The sequence below is a fragment of the Streptomyces sp. NBC_01214 genome (assembly GCF_026340975.1).
Lineage (GTDB): Bacteria > Actinomycetota > Actinomycetes > Streptomycetales > Streptomycetaceae > Streptomyces.
On the sequence record NZ_JAPEOS010000003.1, the window covers coordinates 1,842,047 to 1,862,992 of the forward strand.

The window sequence follows — 20,946 nt, forward strand, 5'->3', positions numbered from 1 at the left end:
TGGAGGAGGCCATCGATGCGGGCCGTGTTCGTCGAGGGGGCGGTTCGTTGGCACGCGGGCCGCCCCTGTTGCTGGTGCGACGAAGGGCGCGCGGGCTGTGGGTCGGTGGGGGTGCCGCGGCCTACCCCTTGGCGGAGGCCGTGGTGGCCTCCGCCAAGTCCGTCCCGGGCCTTGCGGTGCGCGAGGCCCGGGATCGGTGAACTGATCCGGTGTGTGGGGTGGGTGCTACCAGGTGGAGACGCGGAATCGGTCCTGGATGGCGTCGTCGGACGTCGTCATGCCGCAGATCGCGTCGTCACCGTTCTTCCAGCTGCACGTCAGCCGGCTGCGGACGGTGGTCCCGCCCTCGTCCGTCCTCTCCGGGCCGTAGATCAGGTCACCGTTGGAGTTGCCCATGCCGCGCTCCCAGTGCTGGCTGCCGGCGGGACCGGTGCCGCACATGACCAGCTCCAGGAACTCGAGACCGTTGGGCGCCGTGTGGGTGCCGATGCACCGGCGGGGGTGCGACGCGGGTGAAAGCTGCCCGGTTTCCTTGTTCCATCGCCACTGCTGGCGATTGGCTCCCGCCTTGCAGACCCGGGGGACGGCGTTGTACCGGTCCCCATCGAGGTCACTCTTCTCCGCCGCGACACAGTTGCGGGGATAGCTCTTGCGGAGTCCGTGGGACTCGATCTTGATGGAGCCCTTCTAGGAGTTGTCGTCAAAGTGTCACGCCCACATCAGGAGCGAGGCGAGGGTGACGGCTGCTTGGTAGGCCTGGGCGGTCTTGTCGTATCTGGTCGCGATGCCGCGCCATTGCTTGAGTCGGTTGAAGCACCGTTCCACCACGTTGCGGTGCTTGTAGACCTGCTTGTCGAAGGCCGGCGGCCGGCCGCCCCGGCTGCCGCGCCGCGCACGGTTGCGGACCTGATCGGACCGTTCCGGGATCGTGTGCGTGATGCCGCGGCGCCGCAGCCAAGTACGGATGGCCTTCGAGCTGTAGCCCTTGTCGCCGATGACGTGGTCGGGCCGGATGCGCGGTCGGCCCGGCCCGGTCCGGGGCACTCGTATCGCGTCCATCACGGCGGTGAACTGGGTGCAGTCGTTCGTGTTCCCACCGGTCAGGACGAACGCGAGGGGTCTGCCCGTGCCGTCGCAGGCCAGGTGGATCTTGCTGGTCAGTCCGCCGCGGGACCGGCCGAGGGCCGGGCTGCGGAGCCCCCTTTTCGGGCCCCGGCCGCGTGCTGGTGGGCACGGACAACGGTGGAGTCCACCGAGACCAGCCACTCGATGTCGCCTGCCGCGTCTGCTTGCGCCTGCGCGGCCTGGAGCATCCGATCGAAGGTTCCGTCAGCTGCCCACCTGCGGAAACGGGTGTGGAGGCTGGCCCACGACCCGTACCGGTCAGGCACGTCCCGCCAGGCGACCCCGGTCCGGAACTTCCACACGATCCCGTTCAGGATCGTCCGGTCGTCCAGCCGCGGCCGCCCCAGCACAGGCCGAGGCAGCAACGGCTGCACCAGTTCCCACTCGGCGTCCGACAGTTCATGGCGACGTATCACCCAACCATGATCCACAATGCAAGATCACTTTGACGACAGACCCTAGGGGAAGGGTGCAGCGGTAGCGGTGGCTGTCGGCGCCAGGGTGGTGCCGACAGCGGCCAGAACGGCAAGCAATCGAAGTTTCATGTCAAGATCAACGCCGCACCCGCGGGTTGGGCACGGCTCGCGGCAGGAAGCCTGCGCGGGTGCGTGCCGTGCCGATGTCCGGTGGCGCGCCTGGTCGTCGGAGGGTGGGGACGCACACCGCCCCGGGGGGCTCCATTCGTTCCCCCTCCGGGTCTGCCGGGGGCGGGCCCAGGTCCTGACACCTGACGCGTTCCCACTGCAGCGCCGACGACTTCCGCCAGCGCCCGGCCTGGTGGAAGCCGGAGAGCTTCGACGCCAACCTCGCCATCGTCGGCAAGCTGACCGAACTCGCCGACTCCAACGGAGTCGCCCTCTCCCAGCTCGCCCTCGCCTGGCTGCTGGCGCAGAGGAGTACGCCGTCCCCATCCCCGGCTCACGCAACCCCGACCGCGTCACCCAGAACACCGCCGCCGATCTGACCCTCACCGCACCGACCTCGCCGCCATCGCCGAGATCGCCCCCGACGGCGGCATCGGCGGACGCCTGAACTGAGGCCCGCCCCGACGCCCGCCCCGACGCCCGCCCCATCGCTGAGGGGCGGGCCCTTTGGCTTTACCGCCGAAATCAGCCCTTGAGCCAGAGGCGGAGCGAGGCGGCGGTGACGATGCCGTGGAAGAAGTAGGCGCGCTGACGACGTTCTGGCTGTGCTGACGCACGGCGCGGACTGGCCGCAGATGGCCCGCCAACTCGTCGGCCTGCAGCAGGCCGGCGTCGACTCATGGATCCTGCTTCTCCGGCCGACGACTCTCTGGCGGCCCGGTGGGGCTCAGTCGGGCAGTGTGAGTAGACCCGCCTCCGTCGGCTCGACGGAGGTCTCGGTGAGCTTTCCATACGAGACGGTCCTGTTCTCGCCGTAGCCGCCGTAGAAGGCGACCTGCTCACCGTGGACGGCCACCGTGGTTGCTGATCCGGATTTTGGTGCGCTCGATGCAGCCGGGGCGCGGTGTCCAGGGCGGTCCTCTGCCGAACTCGCAGGTGCACCGGGCGACCGCACCAGGCTGGCCGATCTGATCAGCAGCTCCCGCCGGCAACTGCACGGAGCAGCCTGCGGCCAGTCGCTCGGGACCCAGTTGCCGCGATCGACCGAACGTCTGTGAGGCCTGCCTCCCTTCTGACAGACTCGCTCTTCCTATCGCCGTGCCCGGTGCCGTCCACGCCAGCGCGGAAGACGCCGAAGCTGTCGTCAGTCGATGCTCTGCGGTTCCGGGGCGGGTGCCGGTAAGAGCGGTGTCGTTCGCCGCAATCGAGTCGACGCCATCCGCACCAGCACGTACTTGAAGGAGCCCGATGAGCATCCGCGGAATGAGCCGTACGGACCACATAACCGCTGGTGCCACGATCATCGGGCTGGGCGTCCTTGCTGCCCTCGCCGTCGCGGGCGCCAACACCATGGACCCCGCCGCCGAAGCCGCCCCCACCCCGGCCCCCGCTTCCAGCCACTACAGCCCGCCCACTGCCGAGCCCACCACTGGTTCCTACGGCTCGGACTTCCTCCACAGACTCGAGGCCCAGAGAACGTGGGACCAGTCGACCCCAAGCGACAAGCAGCTCAACTGCACGGACTACCGGACTCTCGGCCCCGCCTGGTATGGCGGAGTACTGCGTAGAGCTGGGCAGTCGGACAGCGAAGTAGAAGCCATGCTTACCGTGGTCCGCCGCGAGTGCACCTAACACCGGAACCGCGCCCGCTCGCAGAAGGGCCGCGCCCGCGCCGGATACGGCGGGCCTACACAAGGGCGTTGGAGCATGCGCCGTGCGCCGGCCGGGGCACGGCGACGCAGTGGTGCTCACGTTGTTGATCGCGCTTGTGGAGGCGGTGGAGGCGGTTGCCGCCTGGCACCTGGCGCAGGCGAGAGCCGCCGCGGAGGCGGCCGTACTGCTGCGCGGCGGTACACCAGTGAGGGTGGGAGTCGATCCGCACGGTCAGGGCGAACAGGTCGGCCAGCAGCTCCGAAGAGGGTTCGGCGCCGCCCCAGCTGGCGAGGGCCTTGCCATGCCGGTAGGCCTCGGTGAGCAGCGCCTGACGCGAGGGCCGCCGGGGGCGGGCTTGGTGTCTCCGGCCGCGTGCTTCTTATCTGCGCAGGCTGCGGCATCACAGGATGTCCAGAAAGTTGGAGGCGCCGCTGCCCGTGCGTCTCATACCATCGGGCCGCACCGATCCGTCGAAATCACCAAGGACTTTGTGAATCACTCCGATCTCCTCGCCAAGGCCCGCTCGCTCGCGGCCGGCATGGCCGCCGCCGATCACAGCCCGGACACCCAGCTGTCCCAGACTCGCCACCGCGCCGCGCTCGTGGCGAGCTGGCACATCGCACCCGGCTCAACCGTCCTCGAGCTGGGCTGCGGCCAGGGCGACATGACCGCCGTCCTTGCAGAGGCGGTCGGGCCAGAAGGGCGCGTGGTGGCCGTTGACGTGGCCGCACCCTCTTACGGGGCGCCGGTCACGCTCGGAGAATCGGCAGCCCGACTCGCGGCGGGCCCACTCGGGCCACGCATCGACTTCCGCTTCGGCACCGACGTCCTCGACCCGTCAGTCGACTTCCCCGAAAGCACCTTCGACCATGTGGTGCTCGCACATTGCTCCTGGTACTTCACATCGCTCGGACAACTGCGAGACACACTGGCCCGGGTACGCCCGTGGGCGCGGCGACTGTGGTTCACCGAGTGGGACCTGACGCCTACCTCCGACGACCAGCTGGCACACCTGCTCGCCGTGCTGATCCAGGGGCAGACCGAAGCCGCGGGATCGCATGGCCAGGGCAACGTCCGCACACCTTTCTCCCGTGAGTGCCTGCTGCGGCTCCTGCCCGAGGCCGGCTGGACGGCCGACGGCAGCAAGCCGGTCGATACCGAAGAACTGCAGGACGGCGACTGGGAAATCGCAGCTTGCCTCGACCTGGTGGGAAGCGATGGGCGTCTGGCCGCGCTGCCCGAGCCGGTGCGACAGCTCGTCCTGAGCCAGGCCGACGTTCTCCGGGCCATCGCCAAGCCGCGCGGCAACCGCGCGCTCGCCGCGTATTCAGTCACCGCGCGTTGAGGCTCACGCCTTCCCGGAGCCGGGTCCGAGACACCACGGGGTGGCTCCATGACCCCGGAACGTCCTGCGTACTACGAACTCGGCTACGGCGAGGACTTCGGTCTGACCGCCCTGACCGAACGCCTCAGCCGTCCCGGCTCCGCCACCGGCCCGGCCGCTGCGCTCGGGTTCGCGGAGGAGCTGGCCGACCGGTCAGAGGGCGAGGAGGCCGTCGAGCTGGGGGAGGACGCCCGCCGCCTGCTGGCGTCCGAGCTCTCGGAACGGGTCCTTCACACGGTGTGGCTGGCCTCCACCGGGAACGCCTTCGATTCGACCGGCCACGGCATGACCTGCCGTGCCTGGCTGGAGCGGATCTCGGAGGTGTCCACGGCAGGGCTCCGGCAGAACAAGGGGTCCTGCACCCCGCCGCCGGTGTGGCAGGTGACCGGCTGGCTCACCCGACACCCCATCGCGCTGAGCGAGGACGACCGCGCCGGTCTGAAGGATGTCCTGGCCCGCTGTCCCGAACTGGATAAGGCCGCCGGGGCCGTCCACGGCACCGGCCGCGCCGGTGATCAGAACGTTGTCCCCGTCAGTGACTGCTGCCCGGCTCAGGGCTTCCAGCGCCGTCACCCCGGCCAGCGGCAGTGCCGCAGCATCCTCCAGTGCAAGTGTGGTGGGGTGCGGCCGCCAGCAGCCGGGCGGGCAGGGAGACCTGCTCGGCCCAGGTACCGCGGCTGGTGGCGATCTGTGCGGACATCGCTATTACCTGGTCCCCAGGGCGGTAGCGGGAGTGGTTGGAGGCGGTGACGACTCCGGCCAGATCCCACCCCAAGGTGGCGGGGAGTTGGAGCCCGACTTCCCCTGCGCGGGTTTTCCAGTCCACCGGGTTCAGGCTGCTGGCGACGGTACGGATCAGTACTTCGCCGACTCCTGGAGTGGGCTGGGGAATCTTCCGGACGGACAGGACTTCGGGCCCGCCGTGACGAGCGATGTGGATCGCGTACATGGCGACCTCCTATGCGAGGCGAGTGGACAGGGAATCAGGCGACCGAAGCTTCGTGTGCGGGGTCCTTCGCCGCCGTCCGTGTCCGGGGCAGGACGAGGTAGGTCAGGGCCAGCCCGATCAGGCTCAGTACCGCGCCCGCCAGGCCGGTCCACCGCAGAGCACCGGCGGCGACGATCGCGCCGCCGATGACCGAGCCGGCTGCTGCACCGAGGTTGAAGGCGCCCACGTTGACGGAGACCGCGAGGCTCGGTGCGGCGCCCGCGTGGTGCAGGATCAGTCCCTGCAGCGGGGCGATGGTCGCGGTGGCGAACAGACCGAGTACCAGGACTGCTGCCACGGCGGTGGGCTGCCACACCACGGCGAACGGGACGAGCAGGAGCGTCCCCGCCAACCCGCCGAAGACCCCGCGTACGGTGGCGCTCATCGACTTGTCGGTCAGCTTTCCGGCGGTGAGGTTGCCAAGGAAACCACCCGCGCCGTAGGCGAGCAGCAGACCGGACACCGTCGCGGCGGAGAAGCCGGAGACCCGGGTCAGCAGCGGGGCGATGTAGGTGAACACTGTGGCGACCCCGGAGAAGCCCACCGCGGTGGTGGCGATGGCGAGCATGACCGGCCGACGCGTCACCACGCGTATCTCGTCACGCAGTCGCGTGGACGGTGCTTCCTGCCGGGGCAGTACGGCGGCCAGGAGCACGGTGCCCACCAGGGACAGAACGGTCAGCGCGGCGAATGGAGCCCGCCATCCGGCGCCCTGCCCGAGCAGTGCCCCCAGGGGCACTCCGAGGAGCGTGGCCACGGTGAAGCCGGAGGCCACGGTGGCGATGGCCGAGCCCGTCTTCTCAGCCGGGACCACCCGAGTCGCCGTCACCAGCGCCAAGGCCAGGAAGGCGGCGTGACTCAGCGAGGACACCACGCGGCCCACGAGGAGCAGGCCGAACGACGGCGCCACGGCGCTGATCGCGCTGCCCGCCGCGAACAGCAGCATCAGCCCGATGGCGAGGCCCTTGCGCGGCAGACGCGAGGTCAGCAGGGCCATGAGCGGCCCTCCGACCACGACTCCGAGCGCGTATGCGGTCACTGCTTGTCCGGCGGTTCCCACGGAGACGTCCAGATCCTTGCCGACCTGGGGCAGCAACCCGGCGATCAGGTACTCCGAGGTACCCACGACGAAGACGCTTGCGCACAATGCGGCGAGCGTCGCGAAACCCTTGTTCACCTTCATGCCGCAGACGCTAAAGTCTCACATCGGTATGAGAGTCAAGTCGAACGGGCCGTGTCCGCGCGACGATCAGGAGGTCCATGTGCGTATAGGTGAGTTGTCCCGGCGGACCGACGTGGCCGTGTACTTGTTGCGCTACTACGAGGAACAGGGTCTGCTCCATCCGCAGCGTCGCCCCAGCGGCTACCGGGAATACGTCGAGGAGGACGTTGCCGTTGTCCGCCGCATCCGCAGCCTGCTAGCCGCCGGCCTGGGCACTTCTACGATCACCGCGGTCCTGCCGTGCCTGCGGGATACCGGCGACCGTCTCGTCCCCACCTGCTCGGACCTGCTTGCCGACCTCCACCAGGAGCGCGACCGCATCGCTCAGGCCATCAGCGACCTTCAGGCTTCCATGGACGCGCTCAACAACGTCATCGCTGCGGCCCCAGCCGACGTCACTCGCAGGGCACTGGCTTCACTCGACGTGTAAACGAATCGGCTCTCACAAACGATGGCGGGCTCAAACGGTCGACGGGGGCGGTCCGCAGCGCCGATTCGCTGTCACAACTCGTTCTCACTCAAAAGTGGAACCAGGCGTGTTCTGGGAATTGTTTGTGATGACGAGCCCTCAAACCGCACTCGTGTCCGAAGCGGACGACGTCGAGCGCCACCCCTGCCCACGCTGTCACGCAGCGCCAGGTTCTTCTGCCGCTCGCACTCCGGCGCGGTCGCTGGCACCTCTCACACGGGGCGCTTCACCAAGGTGCCCCGGCTCGCGAAACTCCTGCGCGTACCGACACCCGCCGACCGCGGCCCCGGCCAGCCCTGGCGGCCCGGCACCCCGACACCGGCGCCCGTCGACCCGGGCACCCCGAGCGCGGACATCCGCATCGGCTACGCGAGGTGTTCCAGCCTCACCCAGGAACTCCAGTCGCAGCTCGATGCGCTCGACGCGCTCGCCGGGCACGGCATCCCACGGGACAAGATCTTCGCCGAGAAGATCCGCACCCGGGTGCGGGTCCGCCTGGAGTTTGAGGCCGCGCTCGCTGCCGCGAGAGAGATCAAGGCGCACGCCCCGCACTGCCGGGTGATCTGCACGGTGAACGAGACGAAGCGTCCGGGACGCGACGCCGCAGAACTGACCGCGCTCGCCGATCACCTCACCGCCCACGGCCTGGTCCTGGAGATGCTCGCCGGCCCCCTACGGGGGATGTACGACCCCAGCGGGCCGGGACGCCTGCTGTTCGGGCTCTTCGCGGCGACGGCGGAGACGGCGCGGGAGAACATTCGGGGGTCCACCCTCGAAGGGTTGGACGCCGCGGCGCGTAAGGGAAACCACGGTGGCCGGCCGCCGGGACACAGCCCCAGCCTCTCCAGCATCTATCGCGCGCTCGCCGAGCACGAGAAGACCCAGGCGTACCCGGAGGCTGTTGAAACCGCGCATGCCGAATTCGCAGCCCTTCAGCAGCGAGACCGCAGCCCCAAGTAGTTACTCAGCGCTACATGACGGGTGTCGGCAGCTATACGAGAACACGGCCTCCTGCGAAGATCACTCCGGTGCTCGCTGGGCGCTGGACGAGGAAGGCCACCATGACGGAACAGATCAGCAACTTCACCGATGACGCGGCACGGGCCCGCATCCTGTCCGCCTACGACCGGGCGATGGCGTATTGGCCCGAACCGCGCGGGGAGCAAGACGTACCCACGCGATTCGGGAGCACACGGGTCCACAGTTATGGCGCGGGTGAAGGAACCCCGGTCCTGTTGCTGCACGGACAGAGCGCTACACCCGCCGAATGGGCCCCCTACGTCGAGGCGTTGGCCCGAGCTGGCAGGCGCGTCCTGGCGGTCGACCGGATGGGCGAGCCTGGATACACCGTGCAGCGCCTTCCGATCGGCAGCGCGGACGACACGGCTGCTTGGCTGGAGGAGACCCTCATCGGGCTGGGCCTGGAGCGTGTGCACCTGGTCGGGCATTCGTACGGCGGCTGCGTGGCACTACAGCATGCCCTGCGCGCCCCAGGCAGGATCGTGTCGCTGTCCGTCTACGATCCACCCCGGGCCCTCGCCCCGCTGAAACCGGGTTTCCTGCTGAGTGCCGTTGTCGCGGCTCTCAGTGGCTCCGACAGCTTTCAGCGCCGTTGGTTCACCCGCCTCGTCGGTGACACAGGTGCGAACGTCGAGGAAGCCGAAGCAGGGATGCGGGTGTCGCTGGAGGCGATCAACGGATTCCGCATCCGGCTGCCGCAGCCGCAGCGCATGAGCGATGAGGAGCTGCGTTCGATCGAGATACCCACCCTCGTGCTGCTCGGCGGCGCCGACCGCGTCATGGACTCCCAGAAGGCCGAGGCCCGCGTGCGGCGGCTCATCCCGGACGTGCGAACTGAGGTGGTCGCAGGTGCGGGGCACGGGATCCCGCTGGAGATATTCAATCGCCGGGTTCCGGAATTCCTGCACGAAGTCGAGCATCCCGGCATCGGCTGAGTGGCCCGCCCACCCCTTCTGCCCTGGGCATGTGGCCCAACCGTCCGCCTGTACGACGGTCCCTCGGCTCCGGGGAGGCCCCTGGAGGGGCCCCACGCCTCAGGCCGATCAGGGGCGCGGTGATACCGGAGGACCGTGCCCGGCCCGGTTGAGGTCGGACAGGAGCGGCGTCCGCAGGTGCCTGGCCCGGGCGAACCGCTCGTGGCTGTCGACGTCTTGGGGGCTGATTCGCCGCACCGCTGCCCCCACGGACCGGCCCCGGCGGGGGAAGCCAGATGGTTCACGGTTCCATCGCCAGTGTGGCCGTTCCTGCCTGCAGCGGCGGACCGAGACACCGGCTACGGAGCCGCGCACCCGTCCTCGCCATCTGCGGCCAGGTTCCCCTCGCCGAGATCGGCAGCGACTACTTCCAAGAGGTCGACAACGACCTGCTCTTCCGTGACGTGGCCGTTCACCGGGCCACCGTCACCTCCCCGGACCAGATGCCGCGCGCGCTCGAAACCGCCGTACGGGCCGCCGTCACCCGCGGCGGGGTCGCCGTCCTGACCGTTCCCGGCGACATCGGCGACCAGGAGCTCACTGAAGACCGGCCCGTACGCTTCGCCCTCGACCGTGCCGTCACCCGCCCCGACGACCCGTCCCTCGCCCGCGCCGCCGACCTGCTCAACGCCGCCTCCCGGGTGACCCTGCTGGTCGGCCAGGGGGCACGCGGCGCCCGTGCCGATGTCCTGCGGGCCGCCGAAGCACCGGCCGCTCCCATGGTCCTGACGCTGAAGGCGAAGGAGGGCTTCGAGGGCGACAACCCCTTCCAGGTCGGGCAGACGGGCCTCATCGGCAACCCCGCGGCCGCCCACGCCTTCGACAGCGCCGACGCCCTGCTGATGCTGGGCACGGACTTCCCGTACCGCGACTGGTACCCGGAGGACGCGAAGGTCGTCCAGGTGGACACCCGCGAGGAGCACCTGGGACGCCGCACGCCCGTGGACGTGGGTCTGGCCGGTGACGTAGGCGCCACGCTGCAAGCACTCCTCCCGCTCCTCAAGACGGACCGGGACCGTACGCATCTGGACGACGCCGTCGAACGGTTCGCCGACTGGCAGGAGGGACAGCAGCGGCTGGCCGACCCGGCTCGGGAGCACCGGCCGGCCGGGAGGCTGCGGGCCGTCCTGGACAACCGCGGCCACGACATCCGCCCCGAGGCGCTGGCCGCCGCCCTGGACGCCCACGCCGCCGACGACGCCGTCTTCACCTCCGACACCGGCATGGCCACCGTGTGGCTCTCCCGCTTCGTCACCATGCACGCAGACCGGCGCCTGCTCGGCTCCTACAACCTCGGCTCGATGGCCAACGCCATGCCGCAAGCTCTCGGCGCCCAGCTCTGGGCGCCCGACCGCCAGGTCATCGCCTTCTGCGGGGACGGCGGCCTGAGCATGCTGCTCGGCGACCTCATGACCATCAGGACCCACCGGCTCCCCGTGAAGCTCGTGGTCTTCGACAACCGCCGCCTCGGCATGGTCAAACTGGAACAGGAGCAGGCGGGGCTGCCCGAATTCGGCACCGAACTCGACAACCCCGACTTCGCGGCCGTCGCCACCGCCCTGGGCATGACCGGCATCCGCCTCACCGACCCCGCAGACCTCGACGAGACCGTACGCCGTGCCCTGGCCACGCCTGGACCGGTCCTCCTGGACGTCCTCACCAACCCCGAAGAGATCGCCCTCCCCGCCAAGCCCACCCTGGCCCAGGGCTGGGGCTTCGCCGTCGCCAAGGCCAAGGAGATCCTTCCGGGCCGTTAGCGGACCGCAGCACCACCGCGCCGGGTTTGGGGCGCTGGTGTCCCGCGCCCGTCCGGTAGGCCGTGTCAGACAGGGCGAGGAGCGGGGGCTCGGGCAGGATGAAGGTGACAGGGCCGGCCGGCCGACCGGGCGGCCGGCCGACCGGGCGGCCGGTGCTGCCGACGAGGATCGGAGCGATGTGCTGGAGGACGCGCCGGAGGGCGGACTGGTACAGCTTCTGGATCGCGCTCACTTGGCCACGGCGCACCAGATGCCGTCCCTCATCGATGAGGCCGCACGGCGTCTGGGCGTCGCCGGTGCACGCATCTACGTGGCCGATCTGCAGCAGGTCCGGCTCGTCGCGCTGCCCCAGCCCGACATCGCCGCCGAGGACGAGGCACTGGACATCGACACGTCGCTGGCCGGGTTGGCCTACCGCACCCAGCAGATCCAGCAGGCACGCGACGGTACGGCTGCCTACATCCCGATGATCGAGGGGGTCGAGCGGATCGGGGTCCTGCGCGTCACCGCGTCCCGCCTGGACACCGCCGTGCTGCAGGCGTGCGCGGCACTGGCGGACCTGTCGGCTCTGCTGGTGGTCGCCAAGTCGCTCCACAGCGAGCTCTTGATCACCCGCGAGCGCACACAGTCGATGAGCGTGCAATCCGAACTGTTGTGGGCGTTTCTGCCACCGCGGACGATCGGCACCACCAGCGTCACCTCGTCCGCGGTGCTGGAGCCCGCCTACGAGGTCGGCGGCGACGCCTTCGACCACAGCCTGGACGACGGTACCCTGCACCTGACCCTGCTGGACGCGATGGGGCACGACCTGGCCTCCGGCGGTGCCAGCGCCATCGGACTGGCCACCTGCCGTGCAACCCGCCGCGCCGGTGGCACGCTGTCCGACATCGCCACCGCCATCGACCGGACCCTGGAGCAGTGGATCCCTGGCCGCCTCATGACAGGGGTCATCGCCACTCTCGACACCGGTACCGGCCGGCTCACGTGGATCAACTGCGGCCACCCGCCGCCTCTCCTGGTGCGCGAGGGCCGCGTCCTGCCCCAGATCTTGGAGCGAACCCCGCAACTCCCGCTCGGGCTGGGCTTCCACACCGAGCGGCCGCCCACCCCGAACCACGAACGCCTCCAGCCGGGCGATCGCATCCTCATCTACAGCGACGGCGTCACCGAAGCCCGCTCGCCGGTAGGCGACCTCTTCGGCGAGAAGCGCCTCGCCGACGCCGTCATCCGTGCCACGACCGAGGGCGATACCTCACCCGAGGCCCTGCGCCGCCTGATCCAGAACCTCCTCGCGCACCAGAGGAACAGGCTTCGCGACGATGCCACGCTCATGCTCGCCGAATGGCACCCCACACCCGGCTGACGCCGTGTATCGGCCTCGCGCGCCCCGCCTCTGCAGCACAGAAGGCGGTAGGTCCGGCCGTTCGGTCTCTCGCAGTCGAGAGGGGCAGGCGGAGCGCCGGCGGACGGTGAGCTGCCGGCCGACGTCATCGCCATGGTCGCCTCTGTCCTTACCACCCGCGATGGCGACGAGGCCGTCACCACCACGATCGGGATGTACCTGCCAGTCCTGCGCCGCCGCGCCCCAGCGCTCACGGGTCCGGTTCGGCTACACCGCCCCCGTCGGCACCACCGACGACGGGCGCATTCTGAAGGCGTCATCGGCAAGGCAGGAGGAGACGGTGAACCCTGGCCCTGCTCTCCGGTGAGCCCGGTTGGTCAGGCGTTGACCTGCGTCGCTCGGATTGGCGGGGCAATGCTCCACGTCGAGGGATGCCGGCGGAGGTGTGGACGACGCCGCCGCCGGACAGCCCCTGCGTTGGAGTGCTATGCGGTCAGCCCGGCGTCGAGGAGTTTGGCGGCGGCGCCGATCGAGCCGCCTCGTCTGGCTGTGGATCACCAATCTTGCGATCCTCCTCGGGCTTGAGTTCGACGCAGAGCTGGCCCGCCAGCGGGCGATCGCCGGAGGGCTGCCCAAGGACGAGGAACCCTACGCCCGGCCCCGCAAAACCCGCGCGTGGAACGATCAGGACCGCCGCCGCATGGAGCAGTGACCGCGTCCGGATCGCGCGGCCGGCAAGAGAGCGGAGGAGCTGTTCCACCGGGTGCGGTGCTCCGGGCCGGGCCCGCCCGTCAGCGCGCCGCGAATCGGCGGCGGGGGCGCCCGGGTGATGTGGCGGGCGAGCTGGTCCGCACCACCGCTGCCAGCTGCGGCTCGTACTTCTACATGGGGTCCATGGTTCCGCTGCCCCTGCCGATCCGCCGGTCCTCGTGGAGCGTCTGTGCGACCGCCGTGCCTCCTGCGGAATGGTCTACATGCCGACCTGGTCGAGGCCGAGGGCGTCGAGGACGAAGCGGAGGTCGGCGATCCGGGTTTCGATCATGGTGCGGAAGGTTGTCGCGTCGGGTGGGCCGGTCAGTACGGATTTCCGGGCCCGTCCGCGGTCCGGCCGCTTGTCGGGGAACTCCACCCCGCTCGCGTCTCCGGGGTGGTCGACGGTGATGACCGTCCAGCCGCGACCACTCTGGGTACCAAAGGCCTTCGAACCGTGCGGCCTTCCCGGCCGTTCCCTCGATCGCACCAGTGTGGCAAGGGGAAAGCGGGGCAGACGAGTGTCACCGTGCAGCCCACCCCGGAGGCCTGTCGATGTCCTGTGTGTCTGCTCTGACCGTTGTCAGCCTCGAGGCGGAGAGGGGCCGTGTGCCGCTCATGGCCCGTTTCTTGTATGACGGCGAAGACCCGTACGTGGTCCAGGTCAGGTTCCTTGACGGCCCCGTAGTCCTGGCCTGTTGGCACTTCGACCGGCAGATGCTTGCCGAGGGACTGCATCGCCCGGTGGGCGAGGGAGACGTCACCTTCAGCCCCTGCGGGACAGCCGGCGCTGACGAGATCCGCGTCGCATTGCGGGGCCCCGGCGCGGAGGGTCAAGGGAACGCCGTCCTCTTCGTGGCGGCCCGCGCTCTCGCAGGCTTTCTGGAGCAGACGTACGCCGTCACGGGTGTGGGGGAGGAGTTCCTCGACCTGGACAGGCTCCTCGACGAGTTCCTGGCCCGCTGACACGCAGGCAATCAGGCAATCAGGCAATCAGGGTGCCTGCTCGTGAGCGTGGGTGCGGAAGATCGGGTGAACGGATGACGGTCCGGGACCGGGACATGATTCCCCGACCGAGTTGGCCTCTCGCGGGGAGGACCGGTACGACGTCGCTGCACGTCAACTGTCCTCCGACGCTGCCCCAGCCGCAGGAACCAGGAGATCCCCCCAAGAGACCGGGCTGTAGGAGCGCGGATGCGCCGGTCAGGGATGTGGGCCGGCCATCGAGTCACGAACGGTGCCCGTCGGCGGGATCTGAGCGCGAGAGACCGGCCAGTTTCCCACCAGTGCCGGTTGGTTCGTACGGATGCAGCGCCGCCAGGTCACCGCTTGAAGACGCCTTGGCGGCCCCAACTTCGGGCCGATCCCGATCAACCGGCCGCACGCCCCCGTCAACGACATGCTCCGCGACGGCATGCACCAGAGCGCCGTCCACACCGGGTGGCCCCCTATCGGCCCAACAGCCTCGACGGCGGCTGCCTCTTCCTCGCAGGCGCCGACACCGGCGCCCTCATCGAGGTCCCCCGCGAGCTGCCAGGGGCGCGCAAGGTCCGTGCGGCGCCCGCCTCATTCGCCGACCACTTCTCCCAGCCCCGCCAGTTCTGGCTCAGCATGACGCCGGCGGAGCGCGAACACATCATCGCCGCCTACACCTTCGAACTGAACAAGTGCTACGAGCAGGTCATCAAGGAACGCGTCCTGGGCGTGCTCGCCAACATCGACGCTGAGCTGTGCGCGGAGGTCGCCGCCGGCCTCGGCTTTCCCGCCCCCGCCCCCGCCCCCACGGAGCGGGTCGCCGACGTCGAGCCGAGTCCGGCCCTGTCGCAGGTCGGCGGCGTCTGGCCGGTGGACGGGCGTGTCGTCGGCATCGTGGCCGACACGACCTCGGACCTGGTCGCCGTGCAGGCCGTGCGAGAGGCCGTACTGGACGCCGGCATGGTCCCCCTCGTGGTCGCGCCGACCGGCGGCACCCTGGGGACGAAGACAACCCAGGTGACCGTCCAACGCACCTTCGCCACCGCCCGCTCCGTGGAGTTCGACGCCCTGCTGTTCGCCGGGACGCTGGAGGCCGGCGCCGACGCCTACGGGGCCGCCGCAACGCCAAGGCCGGCACGCAGCAACCCTGCGGCAGGCCCGACCCGCGCGTCCTGATGCTACTCACCGAGGCCTACCGCCAGGGCAAGGCCGTCGGCGGCTGGAACGACGCCACTCGGCTCTTCGAACTGGCAGGCATTGGCACGAACGAGCCCGGCGTTCCCTACCAGGACACCGCCGCCGCGGTCCTGGAGGGACTACTAACCCGGGGGTTGGCCGAGCACCGGGCCTGGGACAGGTTCCCCACCACGCTCTGAACGAGGCCCAGTCAAACGAATCCGGCCGAAGGGACCTCGGCCCCTGCTCTCAACAGGTGGAGCAGGGGCCGACCCGCGGTGGGCACGGCCCGTCCTTCCTCAGGCTGGCCGAGAGCACCCCGGTACTTGGCTCGACAGGACCGCGCCACGCTCCCTACCGCCTAGGACTCAAGCGATGGTGGGGCGTCGAGGCCCAGGTCCGGGCATGCCTCTGCCGGCCGGGCCGGCCACTGTCGGGGCTCAAACCGGGCCCACTGGCCGTTCGCCAGATCTCCACGTTCCACGAGACGTGATCACGAACGAACAAGATCCATTCTTGCGGCGGACTTTAGCTGGATCCCCTCCAGCTTCCGCACCACCTCGGTGACCTCGGGCAGGTCGTTGGCCTCCCAGTCCTTCTGCGGCGCGAGCCGGATTCGGGCTCCGTTGGCCCCGCCCCGCATGTCGGTGCCGCGGAAGCTCGACGCCGCCGCCCAGGCGGTGGTGACCAGCTGGGGAAGGGACGGCCCCGAGGCGAGGATCGTGCGCTTGAGGGCGGCGACGTCCTCGGCCGCGACCAGCTCGTGATCGACCGCGGGTACGGGGTCCTGCCACAGCTGCGGTTCGGGGATCCACGGGCCGAGGAAGCGCGAGACCGGACCCATGTCGCGGTGCAGCAGCTTGTACCAGGCCTTGCCGAACGCGTCGGCGAGCCGGTCCGGGTTCTCGTGGAAGCCCTTCGCGATCGGTGCGTAGACCGGGTCCATCCGCAGCGCGAGGTCCGTCGTCAGCATCATCGGCGCGTGCCGCTTCGACGGATCATGGGCGTCCGGCACCGTGCCCTGGGCCGCGGGGTCCTTGGGGGTCCACTGCTGGGCACCGGCCGGGCTCGTGGTCAGTTCCCACTCGTACCGGAACAGGTTGTCCAGGTAGCCGTTGTCCCACGTGGTGGGCTCGGTGGTCCATGCGCCCTCCAGCCCGCTGGTGAGCGCGTCGGCGCCGCTGCCGGTGCCGTAGGTGTTCTTCCAGCCGATCCCCTGCTGCTCGATCGGGCAGGCCTCGGGCTCGGGCCCGATGTAGTCGGGGCCGACCGCACCGTGGCACTTGCCGAACGTGTGGCCGCCGACCAAGAGCGCAACCGTCCGACCTTGGCCGTGTTCACGCGGAGCCCGCGCCCTGGGCCCGGGTGTCAGGAGGGTTCCCGGTCCGGCGCCGTGGGCGGATCCGCCCGCTCCTCCTTGTCCGGTACGGGGGACCGGTCCGCCGAACAGTCGTCCCCGTCGTTGGCGCGCAGGTGCCCGATCACCGTGTTGGCCACGGCGACCAGCGGGACGGCGACGACCGCTCCGCCGATGCCGGCGACCACTCCGCCGGTGGCGACCGCCAGGACCACGGCCAGCGGGTGGACCCGTACGGCCCTGCCGAGGATGAACGGCTGCAGCACGTGGCCCTCGATCTGCTGGACGACGAGCACCACCAGCAGGGTCATCAATGCGGTGAACACTCCCTGGGTGACCAGTGCGACGACCACCGCGAGGGCCCCGGACGCGACGGCGCCCACGAGGGGCACGAACGAGGCCAGGAAGATCACCACGGCGATGGGCACGGCGAGCGGCACGCCCAGGAAGTAGATGCCGAGACCGATGAAGAGTGCGTCGATGAAGGCGACGATCAAGGTTCCGCGGACATAGGCGGTCAGCGTTCCCCAGGCGGCCGGGCCCGCGTCGGCGACATCCGGCCGGGCGGCTGCGGGGACCAGCTTCAGCGTCCACTCCCAGATGCGCCTGCCGTCGTACAGCAGGAAGAGCGTCGAGAACATCGCCAGCAGCGTGCCTGTGATGATCTCCACCAGGACGGTCACGCCCCGGAGCCCGGTCGAGGTGATCTCGCTGGTGCTGGTGCCGATGGCATCGCTCAGGCTGCCGGCAACATCGTTGATCTGCTGCTCGGTCACGTGGAAGGGGCTGTCGAGGAGCCATCGTTTCAGCTCCTCGATGCCTTCCTGGAGCCGCCCGGACAGATTGTCCAGGTTGTCGAGCACCTGCCAGACGACGAACCAGCCGATCAGCCCCAGGACGACGAACCCGAAGAGCGCGGTCAGGGCGGTGGACAGCCCCCGGGCGAGCCCCGCACGGTGCAGCCGAGCGACCGTCGGTTCCAGCAGGGCGGTGATCAGCAGCGCGGCCGCGAAGGCGAGGACGACGAGCCGGACCGAACCGATCACCCGCATGATGACCCACAGGGCGGCCGCGAGCACCAGGAACCGCCAGCCGGCCTCGGCCGCGACCCGTACGCCCCAGGGCACCGCCCGGGCGGGGTCCGGGTTGCGCGGACGGGCCCGGCGGCCCTCCGCGACACGCTGCCGCTCGGCCAGCAGCTCGGCCTCGTGCCGCGCCTGCACCTGCGTACGACGCTCACCGAGCGCCGCGGCGCCGTCCTTCATGCGACCGAGCCACGTACGGATTCCGGGCATGCGCGCCCTCCTTCCTCATCAGGCCGGCTGCCCCGGATTCCGGGGATCAGGCCGGTGCGGCCCGACGCGTTTCGGAGAGGGTTCGGACGAACTTCGAACGGAATTCGGGCGTGCGGGGCGCATCAGGCCGGGGAGTGATGCGGAAGCGCTGCATTTCGTCCCTGGGGTGCCCGCCCCGGGAGGGGTACATCATGCGCACCTCGTCCCGCCCGGCCCGGTGGCTGTTGCTCGTCCTCCTCGTGGTCTGGCTGGGTGTCGGAGGGACCCTCGGCTCCTACGCGGGGAAGCTCGGCGAGGTCTCCACCAACAACCGGCCAGGCCGCTCACCGCTCCCGGGTTGTCGAGGGAAATGGAGCCGGACGGCACGAACCGGGGGTTTCGGAGGCCTCATAGCGGCCACATGCACAGGAGGAACGGAGTACGACGGAAGGAGCGCTCCCATGACGACGATGGTCCTGCTGATCGCGCCGATGGCGTTGGCCCTGCTGCTCGTCCACCGCAGGGGCGGGCACGGCGGGCACCGTGCCCGGCACCGGGCGAGCCGGTTCTGACAAGCGTCCCGTGGCCCGACCGTCCGGCGTTACACGAGAGCGCGAGCGAGGTGAGCGCGGTGTCCATGCGTGCCAAGGGGTGGGCCACTTCCTTCCCCATACACCGAGGAGTGCGCGAAGCCCGCCGGTGGACCGCGGAACGCCTGGACTCCCTGAAGTGGACGACGTACGCCCCCGACACCGCGCACTCCGTCCTGCTGACGGTGTCGGAGCTCGTCACCAACGCCCACATCCACGCCCACAGCGGCGCCGGCCTGGTGCTCACCTGGGACGGCAGGTGCCTGCACGTCAGCGTCGCCGACGCGGACCCGGAGCTGCCGGCCCCGCGCGACCCCTCGCGCGAGGCGACTTCCGGACGGGGACTCGCCATCATGGACGCCCTCGCCGATGCCTGGGACGCCCATTCCTTCCACGGCGGCAAGACGATCACCGCCTGCTTCCATCTCCCGGTGACACCCGCCCCGCACACCGCGAGGAGTGACTCAGGACCGCACGCCTGCGAATCCCCCGACGCGTGACGGCCCGTTCCCGCGCGGTGGCCTGAGATGCGGACGCTCGGTCTTCCGGTCGGTCCGTCCGTGGGCCCGGGCCGACCGGAAGACCCGAGGGCCGGCTTGGGTTCGGTCCCGAAGATTTCGGGCTCCAGCCCATTCCCGAGGTGGCTCCGAGGGCGTCCGATGTCCGCCCGCCAGGCTTCGAAGACGAGCGTCGTGGCCGTGACCACGACGAGCCCGAGGAGCCAGCCCCCGACGACGTCGCTGACCCAGTGCACGCCGAGCGCGACACGGGTGTAGCCGACTCCGAGCACGCTCGTCGCTGCCAGTGCCCAGGGCAGGGGCCGCCAGACGGGCGGCACCAGCGGGAGTAGGACCAGGAGGAACACCGCACAGGACACCATGGCGGTCATGGCGTGCCCGGAGGGGAAGGAGAACCCGGGCGCGTGGGCGACGGGGTCGGGCAGTTGCGGGCGAGCGCGTTCCATCACGTTCTTCGTGAGGAACCCGATGAGGGCGCCGGCCGTCTCGGTGACGGCGGCCCAGGCCGCCAGGCGCCACGCGCGACGCCTCAGGAGCCACACCACCAAGGCGGCCACCAGAAGCCGCATGGTCACCGGGTCCCACAGTACGTCCGTGAGGAAGCCCAGGACCCGCACCCGCGCCGGGTCTTCGAGGGCGGCGCTGTGGAGCCGTTCGGCCGTGTCCCGGTCGAGGCGGTGGAGCGGGGGCCACTGGGATTCGACGAGCATGAGGGCCAGTACGAACGGCACGGTCACAGCGGTCGTCGCCGTCACCGTCAGCAGCAGTCTCGTCCCGAAGGCCGCGTCCGGCCCGGAACAGCCGGCCAGAAACGCGCGGGCTGCGCGACGTCGGGAGCGAGGCGGGCGCTGTGCCATAGGTAGCGGCCTTCTCCCGGAGTCGTTCGGGCGGCGGGGCGGGCGGCGGTCGTCAGACTCCGGGGTCCCGTGCGACCGGTTCGCGTACGCCGGCTCGTACGGCTTCCAGCTGGGCGGCGAAGGAGAGCCCGAGGAACAGGGCCAGGGAGGTCAGGTAGGACCACAGCAGCAGCGAGACGAGGGCGCTGAGCGGCCCGTACACGCTGGTGAAGGTACTGCTGGCGCCGACGTACAGGCTCAACGCCCAGGTCGCTGTGATCCACAGCCCCAGGTAGACGACGGCACCGAATGCGAGCCACGTGTAACCCGGCTAGTTGTGGGACGCGCGGGACGGGTCCCAAGGGCGTCGACGCACCCTCAAGGCCCTTTCCTCGCGCCGCTACCTGCGCCTGCTGGACGCACTACAGCACCTGACCGAGGACCCGCCGCTCCGCACGAAGGCGGCCGGGAAACCAGAAAGGGTCATGGTCAAAGCGCTCCGCAAGGACTACGGCCGACTGGCCCGGCGGATGGGCCCCGCACTGGACCTCGCCTCCGGAGCGGAGCGCGGCACGGCGATTCACAACGCCCTCAAGGCGGCCAAGAGACTCCGCTACGCCGCGGAGGCTGCCCGACCTGCCCTGGGAAAGGCCGCCAAGCGCCTCGGCAAGCGCGCCAAAGCCGTCCAGAGGCTGACCGGAGCTCACCATGACAGAGTCGTGGCCGGCGAAGCGCTGCGAAGCCTGGCGGTGTCCGCGCACGCCGCGGGGGAGCCCGGCTTCACCTGGGGCCTGCTCGCCGGTCAGGAGCGGGCCGCCGCCGTCGACTGCGAGCGCAGGCTCCCCGAGACCTGGGCGCGCGTAGGCCCCGCAGCTCGACGGAAGGCGCTCTACCGCTGACCGGCCCGCTGCTTGAGGCAGGGGCACGGGACAGCCTGCGGACGCGTACTTCG

General features: G+C 70.2%; 15 protein-coding genes and 9 pseudogenes. 13 read left to right on the forward strand and 11 right to left on the reverse strand.

Going from position 1 to position 20,946, the window contains the following annotated elements; genetic code table 11:
* Window positions 1-225: 225 nt before the first annotated feature.
* The 3 genes and pseudogenes from OG594_RS44910 to OG594_RS44920 form a co-directional block, all read right to left on the reverse strand.
* Window positions 226-441, reverse strand: a complete 216-nt coding sequence (locus OG594_RS44910) for a hypothetical protein (RefSeq protein ID WP_266608387.1) — start codon at window positions 439-441, stop codon at window positions 226-228.
* 267 nt (window positions 442-708) lie between these two features.
* Window positions 709-1,538 (reverse strand): annotated as a pseudogene (locus OG594_RS44915) (IS5 family transposase).
* An 898-nt stretch (window positions 1,539-2,436) separates the two neighbouring features.
* Window positions 2,437-2,565: a hypothetical protein gene (locus OG594_RS44920; protein WP_266608389.1), complete on the reverse strand. Its 129-nt coding sequence runs from the start codon at window positions 2,563-2,565 to the stop codon at window positions 2,437-2,439.
* A gap of 392 nt (window positions 2,566-2,957) precedes the next feature.
* Between OG594_RS44920 and OG594_RS44925 the strand changes: the two genes are divergently transcribed.
* From OG594_RS44925 to OG594_RS44935, 3 genes are all read left to right on the forward strand, one after another.
* The gene (locus tag OG594_RS44925; RefSeq protein ID WP_266608391.1) at window positions 2,958-3,341 is read left to right on the forward strand and encodes a hypothetical protein; all 384 of its coding nucleotides are present in this window, start codon (window positions 2,958-2,960) and stop codon (window positions 3,339-3,341) included.
* A gap of 511 nt (window positions 3,342-3,852) precedes the next feature.
* Entirely contained in the window at window positions 3,853-4,707 is an 855-nt protein-coding gene (locus OG594_RS44930) for a class I SAM-dependent methyltransferase (protein ID WP_266608887.1), read from the forward strand.
* Between the two features lie 48 nt (window positions 4,708-4,755).
* The gene (locus tag OG594_RS44935) at window positions 4,756-5,496 is read left to right on the forward strand and encodes a hypothetical protein (protein ID WP_266608392.1); all 741 of its coding nucleotides are present in this window, start codon (window positions 4,756-4,758) and stop codon (window positions 5,494-5,496) included.
* A gap of 4 nt (window positions 5,497-5,500) precedes the next feature.
* Here OG594_RS44935 and OG594_RS47280 read toward each other — a convergent pair.
* Window positions 5,501-5,695 (reverse strand): annotated as a pseudogene (locus OG594_RS47280) (NADP-dependent oxidoreductase); the annotation flags it as partial.
* A gap of 34 nt (window positions 5,696-5,729) precedes the next feature.
* The gene (locus tag OG594_RS44940; protein ID WP_266608393.1) at window positions 5,730-6,917 is read right to left on the reverse strand and encodes an MFS transporter; all 1,188 of its coding nucleotides are present in this window, start codon (window positions 6,915-6,917) and stop codon (window positions 5,730-5,732) included.
* Window positions 6,918-6,996: 79 nt separating this feature from the next.
* Between OG594_RS44940 and OG594_RS44945 the strand changes: the two genes are divergently transcribed.
* The 3 genes from OG594_RS44945 (at window position 6,997) to OG594_RS44955 (ending at window position 9,380) form a co-directional block, all read left to right on the forward strand.
* A complete protein-coding gene (locus OG594_RS44945; RefSeq protein WP_266608394.1) occupies window positions 6,997-7,386 on the forward strand; it encodes a MerR family transcriptional regulator in 390 nt (129 codons plus the stop codon).
* A 273-nt stretch (window positions 7,387-7,659) separates the two neighbouring features.
* Window positions 7,660-8,385 (forward strand): recombinase family protein, encoded by a 726-nt coding sequence (locus OG594_RS44950; protein WP_266608396.1) that lies wholly within the window; start codon window positions 7,660-7,662, stop codon window positions 8,383-8,385.
* 101 nt (window positions 8,386-8,486) lie between these two features.
* Window positions 8,487-9,380, forward strand: a complete 894-nt coding sequence (locus tag OG594_RS44955) for an alpha/beta fold hydrolase (protein ID WP_266608398.1) — start codon at window positions 8,487-8,489, stop codon at window positions 9,378-9,380.
* A gap of 94 nt (window positions 9,381-9,474) precedes the next feature.
* On the opposite strand, the pseudogene OG594_RS44960 reads toward OG594_RS44955, so the two are convergent.
* Window positions 9,475-9,608: pseudogene (locus tag OG594_RS44960) on the reverse strand (peroxiredoxin); the annotation flags it as partial.
* Window positions 9,609-9,679: 71 nt separating this feature from the next.
* On the opposite strand from OG594_RS44960, the gene OG594_RS44965 reads away from it, so the two are divergent.
* The 3 genes and pseudogenes from OG594_RS44965 to OG594_RS44975 form a co-directional block, all read left to right on the forward strand.
* Window positions 9,680-11,176, forward strand: coding sequence for a thiamine pyrophosphate-dependent enzyme (locus OG594_RS44965; RefSeq protein ID WP_266608400.1), 1,497 nt, complete (start codon window positions 9,680-9,682; stop codon window positions 11,174-11,176).
* Between the two features lie 232 nt (window positions 11,177-11,408).
* Complete coding sequence (locus tag OG594_RS44970; protein WP_266608402.1) at window positions 11,409-12,539, forward strand: PP2C family protein-serine/threonine phosphatase; 1,131 nt, start codon at window positions 11,409-11,411, stop codon at window positions 12,537-12,539.
* A gap of 517 nt (window positions 12,540-13,056) precedes the next feature.
* Window positions 13,057-13,230, forward strand: a pseudogene (locus OG594_RS44975) (ribonuclease BN); the annotation flags it as partial.
* Window positions 13,231-13,488: 258 nt separating this feature from the next.
* Here OG594_RS44975 and OG594_RS44980 read toward each other — a convergent pair.
* Entirely contained in the window at window positions 13,489-13,647 is a 159-nt protein-coding gene (locus tag OG594_RS44980; RefSeq protein ID WP_266608404.1) for a hypothetical protein, read from the reverse strand.
* A gap of 239 nt (window positions 13,648-13,886) precedes the next feature.
* Here OG594_RS44980 and OG594_RS44985 point away from each other — a divergent pair, with 239 nt between their 5' ends.
* Complete coding sequence (locus tag OG594_RS44985) at window positions 13,887-14,234, forward strand: SsgA family sporulation/cell division regulator (protein WP_266608405.1); 348 nt, start codon at window positions 13,887-13,889, stop codon at window positions 14,232-14,234.
* Window positions 14,235-14,586: 352 nt separating this feature from the next.
* Window positions 14,587-15,619 (forward strand): annotated as a pseudogene (locus OG594_RS44990) (catalase-related domain-containing protein); the annotation flags it as partial.
* A gap of 332 nt (window positions 15,620-15,951) precedes the next feature.
* Here the strand turns inward: OG594_RS44990 and OG594_RS44995 are convergent.
* Together OG594_RS44995 and OG594_RS45000 are read right to left on the reverse strand one after the other, a co-directional pair.
* Window positions 15,952-16,740: pseudogene (locus OG594_RS44995) on the reverse strand (peroxidase family protein); the annotation flags it as partial.
* A 47-nt stretch (window positions 16,741-16,787) separates the two neighbouring features.
* Entirely contained in the window at window positions 16,788-18,071 is a 1,284-nt protein-coding gene (locus OG594_RS45000; RefSeq protein ID WP_266608407.1) for an AI-2E family transporter, read from the reverse strand.
* 661 nt (window positions 18,072-18,732) lie between these two features.
* On the opposite strand from OG594_RS45000, the gene OG594_RS45005 reads away from it, so the two are divergent.
* Window positions 18,733-19,140, forward strand: a complete 408-nt coding sequence (locus OG594_RS45005; RefSeq protein ID WP_323185467.1) for an ATP-binding protein — start codon at window positions 18,733-18,735, stop codon at window positions 19,138-19,140.
* A 95-nt stretch (window positions 19,141-19,235) separates the two neighbouring features.
* Here OG594_RS45005 and OG594_RS45010 read toward each other — a convergent pair.
* Together OG594_RS45010 and OG594_RS45015 are read right to left on the reverse strand one after the other, a co-directional pair.
* A pseudogene (locus OG594_RS45010) lies at window positions 19,236-20,015 on the reverse strand (phosphatase PAP2 family protein); the annotation flags it as partial.
* A gap of 52 nt (window positions 20,016-20,067) precedes the next feature.
* A pseudogene (locus tag OG594_RS45015) lies at window positions 20,068-20,325 on the reverse strand (YhjD/YihY/BrkB family envelope integrity protein); the annotation flags it as partial.
* A gap of 34 nt (window positions 20,326-20,359) precedes the next feature.
* Between OG594_RS45015 and OG594_RS45020 the strand changes: the two are divergent.
* Window positions 20,360-20,893 (forward strand): annotated as a pseudogene (locus OG594_RS45020) (CHAD domain-containing protein); the annotation flags it as partial.
* Window positions 20,894-20,946: the final 53 nt, after the last annotated feature.